The sequence below is a fragment of the Flammeovirga sp. OC4 genome (genome assembly GCF_000812565.1).
Taxonomy (GTDB): domain Bacteria; phylum Bacteroidota; class Bacteroidia; order Cytophagales; family Flammeovirgaceae; genus Flammeovirga.
Genome location: NZ_JTAM01000004.1, coordinates 78,116 through 91,000, shown reverse-complemented (window position 1 = coordinate 91,000; position 12,885 = coordinate 78,116). Strand labels below are relative to the sequence as shown.

Below are 12,885 nucleotides of genomic sequence, written 5' to 3'. Positions count from 1 at the left end.
CGATGAATTCAAAATTATCCTAAACCTGATTTGACTCCTCATCTTATCAATTTTATAGATTTGATAGAGCCAAATCAGGTTTTTTATTTTTAAAAAGTCAGACTATATCACAAGATTTTCAGACCCTAAATCTAGTTTTGAAAAAAAAGTAAAATATTTTTTATAGAAAAAACCTTCGATTTTGAGCTGTTTAAAGGGTTTTTGATTTTTTTTTGAAAAAAGATATTTTTTTTTGAGTACAAAAATGAGGTGTCTCTCTTTCTATGAATGACACTGCAATAAAGCAGTTCACCAAAACATAAAAAATCTATTTAACTCTTTAAATATCTAAGGAAATGAAATTAAGAAACATTGGAATCGGAATCGCTCTTTTATCTGTAATGGTTGCTTGTAATGACTCAAATGATGGCTCTTCAGTAGACGCTCAGTTTACAGTATTAGAAGAAGCATCTACAGAGGCATCAGAACTTTCTACAAACCTTGAAGTTCAAGATTATACAGATAACCTTGCAGATGATGCAATGGATAGAGGCCTTTCAGCGAGCACTGCATCTAATGCAAGATCAGTTGGAGGAGAAGCCAATAAGCCTAAAAAAGGAAAAGGAGAATGCGGTAAACGTTTCCACCTTAGACATTATGTAGAATGTGCTGATGTTACAAAAACAGAGGAAGGAGATACTAAAACAGTTGTTTTTGATTTCAGTAACGGTGCTTGCGAAAGCAAAGAAGGAGAAACAGTTTCTGGTAAAGTAACTGAAGTTCACACTAGAGCAGAAGGAGAAGTAAGTCACTTGACTACGTTTGAAGACTTCACAGAAAATGGTAGAGTAGTAAGTGGTACAGTTTCAATGGAAGGTACAATGGTATTTGAAGAAGGAACTGAAGAGGAAGAAAAGCCAACACCAGTTTCATCAGACATCACAAAAGCAGTGAACTTATCATTATCATTTGCTGCTACAGATACAACAGAAGCTTATACAGAACAAATTGTTAGAAATGTAAATGTTGAAAGAATCGACGGTACTAAAACTGTAACAGGTTCATTAACAGTAACAAGTTCTTTAGAAGGAGAAAGCTTCTCAACAGAGATTACAGAACCATTATCATATGTAAAAGATTGTGGTGGAGATAAACCAGTACTTGCACCAGTTTCAGGTGTTGAAGTAATGACAAAAGGTGAAACAACAATCACTGTAAACTACGGTGACGGTACTTGTGACTACCTTGTAGACATTACATTAGCTGACGGTACAACAGAAACAGTTGACTTAAAAGAAGCTTATGATGAGTATGGTTTTAAAGGTGTAAAGAAATTAAAAAGGAGAAAAAAGTAAGTATAGCTTACAGTAAAGATCACAGTAACATAGAATGGTAAAAGTTTCAATCACGAAATTTTTATAATAGGGGTACCACCATGTGGTATCCTTATTTTTTTGATGTTATGTTTAGTTCTCCAACTGTTCCAATGACTTCTCCTTTCCTGCATTTATCTTATATTCAGTAATTAAGTCCCTCAGTTCATCCATTGAGACAGGCAAGTATGAAATATCTAACCTTTCTTCGATACCTCTAATTTTTAGGTGAAGCATAGGGACATATGTTGTACTTTTTCCTGTACGAATGGATGATTCTTTTACATCAAAGTGTCGGATGTCATTCCACAAGTGGAAATGATTTTTTTTAATTTGAATACCTTTTGTATTGATTCTTAGTTTAATAGAATTGTCAAAAACGTTTCTTATTGTATTTATCAATCCTAGTGTACCAAAAATGGCAAGTAATGGAATGAGTCCTATAATGATATTACCGAATGTATTAAAACCTTCAAATTCTTTAGAAAGTCCTAATAACAGAAAGATCATAAATAGAATAAATGAAATTGAGGCATAAAATGAGTAACCAATTATTTTACTCTTATCATTATAAAATAGGAGTTCTTCCTCTATCTCAATATTTTTTTGTGCTGAAAGAGTTTCATCTTTTGCTAAATCGTAGTACTTTTTGATTAGTTCTTTTTCTTCGCTATTTGCAAAAGCAAAACTATTGTTATGTTCATGGATGATTTTTTGATCCACTGCTAATCGAAATAATTCCCCTTTATTGTTTTCATTTTTAAAAGCCCATAAAAACCATCTGAGTTTATGTTTAGGGTAGATCACAAGGGCATAAGAACCGACAAGTAGTATAAATGTGATTAAAATACCAAAAGGCCCTTTCAATGTTGAAGTAAAACTTAATTGAAGAAGGATAATTGCAAAAGTGAAAAGAATCATTCCTGTTAGAATCAGCTTATTTTGTCTTTTCCACTTTGTGATTTTGTCATTAGGTTGCATAGCGTCAGCTTAAAAAAATGTTAGAATTGATTAGTGTACCAAGTCAAAAAGTAATTTTACTTCTTATGAGTACCTTCCAGTAAGGTGTAGTAGTTATGGTAGTTTAGTATTTTTTTTCTTGAAGAGTAATCACAAAAAGTCTCTTGTCTTCGCACATGAACAAGATAAGTTTTAAGAGTGAATAAAACTACTCAGTCGTTTGAATTTAAGCCTTTCAATAATGAAAATCACTGTTTATTGGAAATAAAAAAAGCATTCCCTTTCGGGAACGCTTTTGATGGTTGTTTATATGATAACCTTGAATTGGTAAATTAATATGTGCTCTTGATTGCAGCAACTTCATTGATACGTTGCTGGGCAATATCGATCGCTACTTCCTGAGCATTTTTGCCCGTAACTTCCGATTGCTCGAATACTTTTAAAGTCTGATCATACACAAACTCACATTTGTTCCAAGACCATTCTTTAGAAGTTTTGATCACTTCAGCATATACGTTGATTACGCCACCTGAGTTGATCAAGAAATCTGGTGCATAAAGAATACCTTTTTGCTTGGCTAAATCACCATGGATTTTTTCGTTAGCCAATTGATTGTTGGCACAACCTGCAATGATCGAACATTTCAAACGTTCCAATGTCTCATCATTAACAGTAGCACCTAATGCACACGGAGAATAAATATCTACATCGAGGTCATAGATTTCATCTAATGCCACTCCTTTGATACCATATTTATTCACTACATCTTTCACACGATCCTCATAGAAGTCAGATACATAAATTTCGCATCCTTCCTTAACAAGGTGTTGGATGATGTATTCTCCAACGTGTCCTGCACCTTGGATAGAAACTTTCTTTCCAGCAAGGCTGTCAGTACCAAATTGTTTTTTAGCAGCTGCTTTCATACCCATATAAGTAGTATAAGCAGTAAAAGGAGATGGATCACCCAAACCGCCACGCGTCTCAGGCATACCACTTACATAAGAAGTTTCTGCTGCAATATGTTCCATATCGCCTGCATTCATTCCTACGTCCTCTGCAGTAATATATTTTCCATTAAGGTTTTTCAAGAAACGGCCATAAGCTCTCAACATCGCTTCTGACTTGTGTTTTCTTGCGTCACCAATGATTACGGCTTTACCTCCACCAAGATTAAGTCCAGCAATAGAATTTTTGAACGTCATACCTCTTGATAAACGTAAGGCATCATTCGTAGCTTGTGCTTCATTGTCGTACATCCACATTCTAGTACCGCCTAAAGCTGGCCCTAAAACTGTATTATGAATAGCAATAATAGCTTTTAAGCCAGTTGATTTCTCATGGCAATAAACTACCTGCTCATGTCCCATGCTAGAGACCTCTTCAAATATTGAGATATCTTCCATTACTATACTTTGTTGTTGCTTTGATTAATTCTTGATAAACAGCACTTCACAATCCGTGAAATTGTGCTTGGAAATTTAAATGTGATGGCAATTTACATTTTCAAAATAGTATTGCAAGTCGCATTAAAGCAAATCATATTATAAGAGTTTGCAAAATATTATACTTATAATTTGAATATTTTCAATTTATATGAATTATTATGGAATAAATCCATTTATTTTTTAGAATAATCTATTGAATTTTAAATTTCCTCTTTTTTTTAGAAAAAAAGCCTTTAATTACGATTTCTAATGCTTGGGGTTTTACGCATGTCATTAATTCTTCTTTACATTTTGGGAAATTTATAGGAAGGAATATCAAAAAAATTAAAACATTCAATGCATTTTTGTATTTCAATAGAGTGCTTCCCGTATCTTTATTGAATTAATAATTAAGTCAACTCGAACATAAGACATAAAATTGTGATCACCGGAAAGACAGATTGCAAGCAATAACTCATTTATCAGTGAAAAAAGAACAAAAAACAGGTCAGATATTTGACGGTAGAGTCTTGTCAAGAATGATGATTTTCTTGAAGCCTCACTTCAAATATTTTATCCTACTCGTTTTCTTAACCATATCGTTGGGTGTTTTAGCCCCAACAAGACCCTACCTAATACAGTACACCATTGATAATTATATCGTGGACAATGATATGCCAGGGTTAAATCAAATGGTCATTATACTTATTGCCGTACAGTTATTACAGGCTTTAGTGCAGTTTTGCCATACTTATTTATCGGGGTGGTTGGGACAGCATGTGGTCAAAGATATGCGTGTGCAGTTGTATGATCATATCTTGAAACTGAAGTTGAAGTTTTATGACAATACACCCATTGGACGCCTTGTTACGAGAGCAGTATCGGATATAGAGACTTTATCAGAAGTATTTACAAATGGAGTAGCAGCAATGCTGGGAGATATTCTTCAGTTGTTCTTTATTTTTGTAGTTATGCTGTACACTGATTGGCGATTAACACTCATTAGTTTATCAGTTTTACCACTTCTTCTTTTCTCAACTTACGTTTTCAAAGAGAAAATTAAAGTAGCTTTTGGTGATGTGAGAAATGCGGTATCAAACTTGAATACCTTCGTTCAAGAACATATTACAGGTATGAATGTGGTGCAGCTTTTCAGTGCTGAAAAAAGAGAACAAGAGGAGTTCAAAAAAATCAATAAGGAACACAGAGATGCCAATATAAGTACCGTTTTATATTACTCTATTTATTATCCGGTTGCAGAAGTTATTGCCGCGTCAGGTACAGGTTTATTGGTATGGTGGGGAGCACACAGTGTCTTGGATGGATATGCAACACTGGGTACTTTGATTGCCTTTATCATGTACATCAACCTTTTCTTTAGACCTATCCGTATGATTGCCGATCGATTCAATACACTACAGATGGGAATTGTTTCTTCAGATAGAATATTAAAGTTGCTGGATGATAAAAGCATGATTTCAAATGAAGGGACTTATACTACAGATCATATTGATGGAGATATTGAATTCAAAAATGTTTGGTTTGCTTATAAGAATGAAGATTATGTATTAAAAGATATTTCATTTAAAGTAAACAATGGAGAAACGGTGGCTTTAGTGGGTGCAACAGGTGCTGGTAAATCTTCTATCATTAATTTGATATCGAGATTTTATGAAATCAATAAAGGAAGCATTTGTGTCAATAAAAGAGATGTAAAATCTTATGATCTTTATAATCTCAGAAAGCATATTGGTGTTGTATTACAAGACGTTTTCCTTTTTTCTAGTTCAATCAGAGAGAATATCACTTTGGGTGATAAATCAATCACTGACCAACAGATTTTAGAAGCTGCGGAATTAGTAGGAGCTAAATCTTTTATTGATAAGCTTCCTGGAGGTTTGGATTATGAAGTAATGGAAAGAGGAGCCACACTTTCTGTAGGACAACGACAATTATTGTCTTTTGTCAGAACAATGGTATATGATCCTAAAATTATTATTTTAGATGAAGCTACTTCTTCAGTGGATTCAGAAACGGAGGTATTGATTCAAGATGCAATCAAGTCAATGATGAAAGGAAGAACGAGTATTGCGATTGCTCACCGCTTGGCCACGATTCGAAATGCAGATAACATTATAGTATTAGATAAAGGAGAGATCAAAGAGAGTGGAAGTCATGAAGAGTTACTGAAACACAAAGGGTTCTATTCTCGTTTATATGAAATGCAGTACAAAGAAGTTGAAGAACTTTAATTGATATTTGAATATAGTATCGTATCTTTGCAAGGTACGTAACAAACAAAATAAATACGACCATGGAATTGAGTTCAGTTTTATTATTTGGTATGCCAGGTGGTTTCGAGTGGGTAATCATCGGTTTGGTTGTTCTTTTACTATTTGGTGCTAAGCGTATCCCTGAGTTAGCTCGTGGAATCGGTAGTGGTATCAGAGAGTTCAAAGACGCTAAAAACCAAATCTCGGATGAGATTGAAAAAGGCATCAAAGAAGAAGACAAGAAGGAAGAAAAATAACCAATTGTCATATATCTTGATATATTTTTAATGAAATCTATTTTTCGTTAAATATTTCGTAATAACCAAGAGAAGTTTATCTTTGTCATTAGAAAGGATAAACTTCTCTTTTTTTATGAAGTTTTTCAGGTAAACTAAAAGCTTTAGTGTAAGTACTTTTGTCTTGGTACTTAAAAAAGCAGTCTAATAAAACGAACACAAGCTTATGTATAAAGCATTTGATGATATAAAGAAAGCACTCAGCGAAGGGAAAACGACTTGTGTGGCTTTGGTAGAAGATTACTTAGCAAAAATTGAGGAAAAGAAACACCTTAATGTTTGGAATGAAGTGTATAATGAAGAAGCACTTCAACAGGCTGCAAAAGTGGATCAGAAAATCAAAGAAGGAAATGCAGGAAGATTGGCAGGTATGGTTGTCGGTCTAAAAGACGTTATTGCTTTCAAAGATCATGGTCTTCAAGCCTCTTCCAATATGTTGGATGGTTATGTTTCTCCTTTTTCAGCAACAGCTACGGAACGATTATTAGCAGAGGATGCTATAATCATTGGTAGACAAAGTTGTGATGAGTTTGCTATGGGATCATCAAATGAAAACTCTGCTTTTGGTCCAGTAAAAAACAATATTGATGAAACAAGAGTACCGGGTGGTTCTTCGGGGGCATCAGCGGTAGCCGTTTCAGATGATCATTGTTTGGTATCTTTAGGTTCTGATACAGGTGGATCAGTTCGTCAGCCAGCAGCATTTACCGGTACTGTAGGTTTAAAACCAACCTACTCTCGTATTTCAAGATGGGGTTTGATTGCTTACGCATCTTCTTTTGATACAATTGGCGTGATTGCCAACAACGTTCCTGATGCTTCATTAGTATTAGAAATTATAGCTGGGGAGGATGATCAAGACGCAACAGTTGCACAAGAACCTGTACCTTCATATAGTGCAACAGTGGAAGAGAAGCCCACAAAGAAATTGAAAATTGCTTATATCAAAGAAACGGTTGAGAGTGAGCATTTAAATAAAGATATTTCAGAGAAGACATTTGCGAAAATTGAAAAATTAAGAGCAGAAGGTCATGAAGTGGAAGCCATTGAGTTCCCATTATTAGATTACCTGCTTCCAACATACTACATCCTTACAACGGCTGAAGCAAGTACGAACTTAGAGCGTTTTGATGGTGTACGTTATGGATATAGAACCGAGGACAAAGTAGACTTAGAAGGTTTATATAAAAAATCACGTTCTGAAGGATTTGGCGATGAAGTGAAGAGAAGAATCATGTTGGGTACATTCGTACTTTCAGCTAGTTACTATGACGCGTACTTCTCAAAAGCTCAAAAAGTAAGACGTTTGATCAAGGAAACCACTGAGAAAATACTTTCAGAGTATGATTTTATCTTGATGCCAACGACTTCAACTCCATCATTTGAAATTGGTAAATACGGTGAAAATAACCTTCTCGAATTGTATTTAGGAGATTTATATACCGTACATGCTTCATTGGCAGGGTTACCAGCGATTTCTATTCCAAACGGAGAAGATAAAGATGGGTTGACGATTGGTTTACAAGTCATGGCGAATCGTTTTGAAGAAGAAAAAATGCTTCAGTTCTCGCATTATTTGCAAGAGCTTTAGTCTTAAATATAAAATAGGAAGAGCCTCTACAGAATGTCATTTTTGTAGAGGCTTTTTTATTATGAATCCTGCTTTCTAATGAATCAATTGTTTGGAAACCTATCAGTTGAACTTTAAGCATTTGCACATTTGAAATTGGTAGAAGTTGGATTATTATTTTTTTAGTCTAATCAAGGCAGAATAGAAGAGCATAGCCGAAGCTACGTGATGATATTCTAACGCAGAGTAGGCTAAAAAAGAAAATTCAAAACTTCCGATTTTAATTGTACAACTGTTTAAAGGTATAGGAAATAGTAATCTCAATAGAACAGCCTATATTTTTATCATTTGTAAAGCAGTAAAATCTTAATAGATTCTTCTTTTGCTACCTAATAGATTATATTTGCTAAACAGGAAGTAGGGAAGATTCATTTTAGTAACCTAAATCTATATTGGTCAGAAAGTAAGTGAAGCTTATAATCATCTCATTTCATTATTAAATACTAATACTTACGTTATAAAGTGATGCTTTTTAGACGCATTTTTAAATATACATTTGCATTCATATTTTCTTTATCATTTACAATTGCATCTGCACAAGATGAAGGTAATGTTTTACCCACTTGGCAAGATAGTTTGTATACTGTAGCATTACCTGAAGGGTATTTAATGCCTTCAGATACTTTAGAAATTGTGGAAGCAGCCCCTTATGCCCCTTGGTTTGAAAACTTTGATGAATTTGATACAACTGAAGCAATTTTAGTTGATATTTCAGACCAGACTTATGACTATGTTCCCAACGTATCTGATAGTTTGGTCAGAGAGCGTTTGAGTGCAATGCAAAATGAAATTCCACTTACATATCATGATAGAGTTCGGTTATTTATCGACTACTTTTCAGTAAGAAGAAGAGATTATACACTCTCGATCATCCAGAGAAAGCAGATGTATTTTCCCATGTTCGAACGTATTTTTGAAGAAGAAGGAGTTCCAACAGAATTAAAATATTTGGCAGTTATTGAGTCAGCTTTAAAGCCTGTTGCATTATCAAGAGTAGGAGCAAAAGGACTTTGGCAATTTATGCCCAGAACTGGTAGGGCTTATGGGTTGAAACAGACCTATCAGATTGATGACAGAATGGACCCTGAAAAAGCAACAAGAGCGGCAGCAAGATACTTGAAATTTTTACATAAATATCATGGGGATTGGGAATTGGCAATTGCAGCTTACAACTGTGGACCTGGGAATATTAGAAAGGCACAAAGAAGGTCAGGTAAAAAGAAATTCTGGGATATTTATAGAAAATTACCAAGAGAAACAAGGTCGTATTTACCTCAATATGTTGCAATGGCTTATGTGCTGACGTATGCAGAAGAACATAATTTGATTCAGGATTTGCCGATGTACGAGATTCCTGCTGAAGATATTTTTGTAAGTCAATCCATTGATCTTGGAAAACTAGCAGATGAATTGAATGTTTGTCGAGAAGATCTTCAATTAATGAATGCTTCGTTGCGTTTTGGTTTTGCACCAAACTATGTAAAGAACTTTAGAATCAGAATACCCGAAGCCCGTTTTGAGTATTATCTAGAAAATCAAGATGAGATTTTAGCGAATGTAAAATACACCGGTGAAGGAGCAAATATTGGAGATGGATATTACTATCACTATGTGAGAAGAGGAGAATCTTTAGGACTTATTGCAAGTCGTCATAGAGTGAAAACTTCTAATTTAAGAGCATGGAATAATATCCGTGGTAACACCATTTACCCTGGTCAGAAATTGAAAATTTATGGAAATGCTTATAGCCCAGGCCCTTCAAAGAAATCTACTCCAAAGGCTAAAAAAACAACGACATCAACGCCTAAAAAAACAAGTGGAGCAAGTATCTACCATACAGTAAGAAGTGGAGAAACTTTAGGTATTATTGCCAAAAAGTACAGAGTGTATGTGGCTGATATTCAAAAGTTGAATAACCTTAGAGGTACAAGAATTAATGTAGGTCAGAAATTATTGATCAAGGAAGGCAAATATAAAGCTCCTGAAGCTACAGTTCAGAAGACAACGGCAGCCCCAAAGGCACAAACGAAAACAACATCTGCTAGTGGAACATTAGTATATCATACGGTTAGAAGTGGTGAGACTCTAGGAGGAATTGCAGAAAAATACAATACTTCAGCTTCTAAGTTAAGATCTTGGAATGGTATGAGAGGTTCTACTATCTACAAAGGTCAGAAATTGAAAGTATACTCAACATCACCAAGTTCAGCTTCCAATACAGTGACTGCAACTACTTCCACATCTAAGAGCAACGGTTATGGACCTTCAGCAAAGACAAGGTACCATACTGTGAAAAGTGGAGATAGCATCACTGAAATAGCAAAGTGGTATAGAGTATACGTAAAAGACTTAAAGAGGGTAAATAATTTATCAGGTTCTTCGATTAAAGTGGGACAGAAATTAACGATTCCACCATCGCCTGCTAGTGTATTAAATGAAGGGAAAACAACTACTTCATCAAAACCATCAACATCCGAAGATGGGTATTATACAGTGAAAAATGGTGATACCTTATGGCAGATTGCTCAGGATAATGGTGTTAGCGTTTCAGAAATCAAACGCTTAAATAATATGAAAAGTAATAATTTGAAGGTTGGACAGCGCTTAAAAATAAAATCTTAGGTAACATTAAATGGTCATTTGATCTTTTACTGTTAAATTGCGCATTCAAATTAGAAATACATTAGAAATGGCAGATATAAAAACAAACCTTATTGAAGAGTTGCAGTGGAGAGGAATGCTGCACGACATGATGCCGGGTACTGAAGATCAATTGAACAAAGAAATGACAACTGCTTACGTTGGTTTTGATCCAACAGCAGATTCATTGCATATTGGTCATATGGTATCTGTAATGTTATTGAGACATTTACAAAAAGCAGGGCACAAGCCGTTAGCGATTGTAGGTGGAGCAACAGGTATGATTGGCGACCCTTCTTTTAAAGATGCTGAGAGATCTCTATTGGATGATGATACAATCCAAAAGAACATCGATGGAATGAAAGCACAATTAGAAAAGTTCTTGGACTTTGATTGTGGTGAAAACTCTGCGGAGATCTTAAACAACTATGATTGGTTCAAGGATTTCAGTTTCATCGATTTTGCTCGTGAAGCAGGAAAGCACCTTACAGTAAATTATATGATGGCTAAAGATTCTGTAAAGAAACGTTTAGCTACTGGTAATGGTATCTCTTTTACTGAATTTACTTACCAATTATTACAAGGTTGGGATTTTTACCATTTATACAAAACAAAGAACTGTAAACTACAATTTGGTGGTTCAGATCAGTGGGGTAATATTGTAACAGGTACTGAACTAGTTCGCCGTAAGGCTCAAGGTACTGCTTATGCTGCTACTTGTCCATTGATCACAAAAGCTGATGGTACTAAATTCGGTAAAACGGAGAGTGGTGCAGTTTGGTTAGACCCTGAGAAAACATCTCCTTACCAATTCTACCAATTCTGGTTAAATGTAGCGGATGATGATGCAAAGAAATACATCAAAATCTTTACTTTCATTGGTAAAGAAGAGATTGATCAATTAATCGCTGATCATGACGAGGCTCCTCATACGCGTATTCTTCAGAAGCGTTTAGCAGAGGAAGTTACTCGTGCAGTTCACGGTCAAGCTGAATTAGATACAGCTATTGCTGCTTCAAATATCTTATTCGGAAAGAACGTAACGGATCAATTGAAATCTTTAGACGAGCGTACTTTATTACAAGTATTCGAAGGTGTAATGCAGTCAGAGATTTCTAAAGCCGATTTAGAAGGAATGGCAGAAATGGCTGATTTAGTATCAACAGGTACTGACAACCAATTATTCTCTTCTAAAGGTGAAGCAAAAAGAATGATTAAAGGCGGAGGTATTTCTATCAATAAAGCAAAATTACAAGGAAGTGAACTTCCAAAAGATGTAGAATTGCTTCAAGGGAAATACATTCTTGCTCAGAAAGGAAAGAAAAATTACTGCTTGATTAAAGTAGTATAATTCCTTCTTTAAAGGATATAAAAAATACCCTTCTGCTTAAAAAGTGGAAGGGTATTCTTTTTTCAAATTAACTAACTATTTTAATTGTACAACTGCTTAATGACTAACGCATTGCACTGACTAGATTGTTGCTCTCTTCTAAATAGAAATTAAAATATTCGATTCTTGGAGAATCTGTAATAATAGACGCTTTGTACAATGACAATTTAGCTTCATAAAGGTCATTTGCTCTGTATGAAGCAACAGCTAAGTTATAGTATTGTAACCCAGCGACATCTTTAATGCTTAACGTTTCCGTTAAATTCATTCCGTACCTGCTATATAAAAGTGAGTTTTCTAATCTCTTTTCATAGCCCTCAATACGTTTCTTGATGTTATTCTTTCCAATGACATAGCCATATACATCCGTAGACTCAATTAAAGTTGTTCCTAAATAAGGGTCTTCAACGATAATGTATACATGACTATTATTTTGATGGATTGAATAGTCATAGCCTAATTCTTGAAAAATGTGAGCATACAATAATGTACCACTCAGGCAGTCATATTTGCCATCTTCTAAAAGTGTAGAAAACGTACTACATTCTTTGTAGCGTTTCAAGAATTTTTGGCGTGTTTTAGTAAATAATTTTTTTGTGATTGATCGGTTATTTTTTTGCTCAAGAGCTTTCCAATGATTTACCCAATCGTTTACCTCATTTTTCATGGTGTTAAATTCCTCTCCAGAAATATTTTCTTGTGGAGAAAAGTAAAGGTAAAACTGATCTTTTTCCCATGCTTGATTTGAATGATTTAGGGTATAATATTCCAACATGGAATGTGATTGGTATTTAGATAAAGTAACATCATTTTCTTGAGCATATACGTTTACAGTCATCGAAATGATGAGTGTAAAGGTAAGGTGATATATGCTTTTGATGAATTTCATGTACTTGTAACAGCTTTGTTGTTATTAC

General features: G+C 34.6%; 9 protein-coding genes. 6 read left to right on the top strand and 3 right to left on the bottom strand.

What is annotated here, in order from left to right:
* The first annotated feature begins 335 nt into the window (after nt 1–335).
* A complete protein-coding gene (locus PL77_RS04625; protein WP_044202247.1) occupies nt 336–1,334 on the top strand; it encodes a hypothetical protein in 999 nt (332 codons plus the stop codon).
* Between the two features lie 111 nt (nt 1,335–1,445).
* Here PL77_RS04625 and PL77_RS04620 read toward each other — a convergent pair whose 3' ends face one another.
* Together PL77_RS04620 and PL77_RS04615 are read right to left on the bottom strand one after the other, a co-directional pair.
* A complete protein-coding gene (locus tag PL77_RS04620; RefSeq protein WP_044202246.1) occupies nt 1,446–2,333 on the bottom strand; it encodes a hypothetical protein in 888 nt (295 codons plus the stop codon).
* 311 nt (nt 2,334–2,644) lie between these two features.
* Nucleotides 2,645–3,718 carry a Glu/Leu/Phe/Val dehydrogenase gene (locus PL77_RS04615; RefSeq protein WP_044202245.1) on the bottom strand — a complete coding sequence of 358 codons (1,074 nt, stop codon included), beginning with the start codon at nt 3,716–3,718 and terminating at the stop codon, nt 2,645–2,647.
* Nucleotides 3,719–4,278: 560 nt separating this feature from the next.
* Between PL77_RS04615 and PL77_RS04610 the strand changes: the two genes are divergently transcribed.
* The 5 genes from PL77_RS04610 to tyrS all read left to right on the top strand — a co-directional run bounded on the left by PL77_RS04610 (nt 4,279) and on the right by tyrS (nt 11,929).
* Complete coding sequence (locus PL77_RS04610) at nt 4,279–5,991, top strand: ABC transporter ATP-binding protein (RefSeq protein ID WP_172665803.1); 1,713 nt, start codon at nt 4,279–4,281, stop codon at nt 5,989–5,991.
* 62 nt (nt 5,992–6,053) lie between these two features.
* The gene (locus PL77_RS04605; RefSeq protein WP_172665795.1) at nt 6,054–6,269 is read left to right on the top strand and encodes a twin-arginine translocase TatA/TatE family subunit; all 216 of its coding nucleotides are present in this window, start codon (nt 6,054–6,056) and stop codon (nt 6,267–6,269) included.
* A 205-nt stretch (nt 6,270–6,474) separates the two neighbouring features.
* Entirely contained in the window at nt 6,475–7,899 is a 1,425-nt protein-coding gene (gene gatA, locus PL77_RS04600; protein ID WP_044202240.1) for an Asp-tRNA(Asn)/Glu-tRNA(Gln) amidotransferase subunit GatA, read from the top strand.
* Between the two features lie 504 nt (nt 7,900–8,403).
* Complete coding sequence (locus PL77_RS30235; protein ID WP_052444169.1) at nt 8,404–10,560, top strand: LysM peptidoglycan-binding domain-containing protein; 2,157 nt, start codon at nt 8,404–8,406, stop codon at nt 10,558–10,560.
* 67 nt (nt 10,561–10,627) lie between these two features.
* Nucleotides 10,628–11,929: a tyrosine--tRNA ligase gene (tyrS, locus tag PL77_RS04590; RefSeq protein WP_044202239.1), complete on the top strand. Its 1,302-nt coding sequence runs from the start codon at nt 10,628–10,630 to the stop codon at nt 11,927–11,929.
* A gap of 103 nt (nt 11,930–12,032) precedes the next feature.
* Here tyrS and PL77_RS04585 read toward each other — a convergent pair whose 3' ends face one another.
* A complete protein-coding gene (locus PL77_RS04585) occupies nt 12,033–12,857 on the bottom strand; it encodes a hypothetical protein (RefSeq protein WP_156152239.1) in 825 nt (274 codons plus the stop codon).
* Between the last annotated feature and the right edge of the window lie 28 nt (nt 12,858–12,885).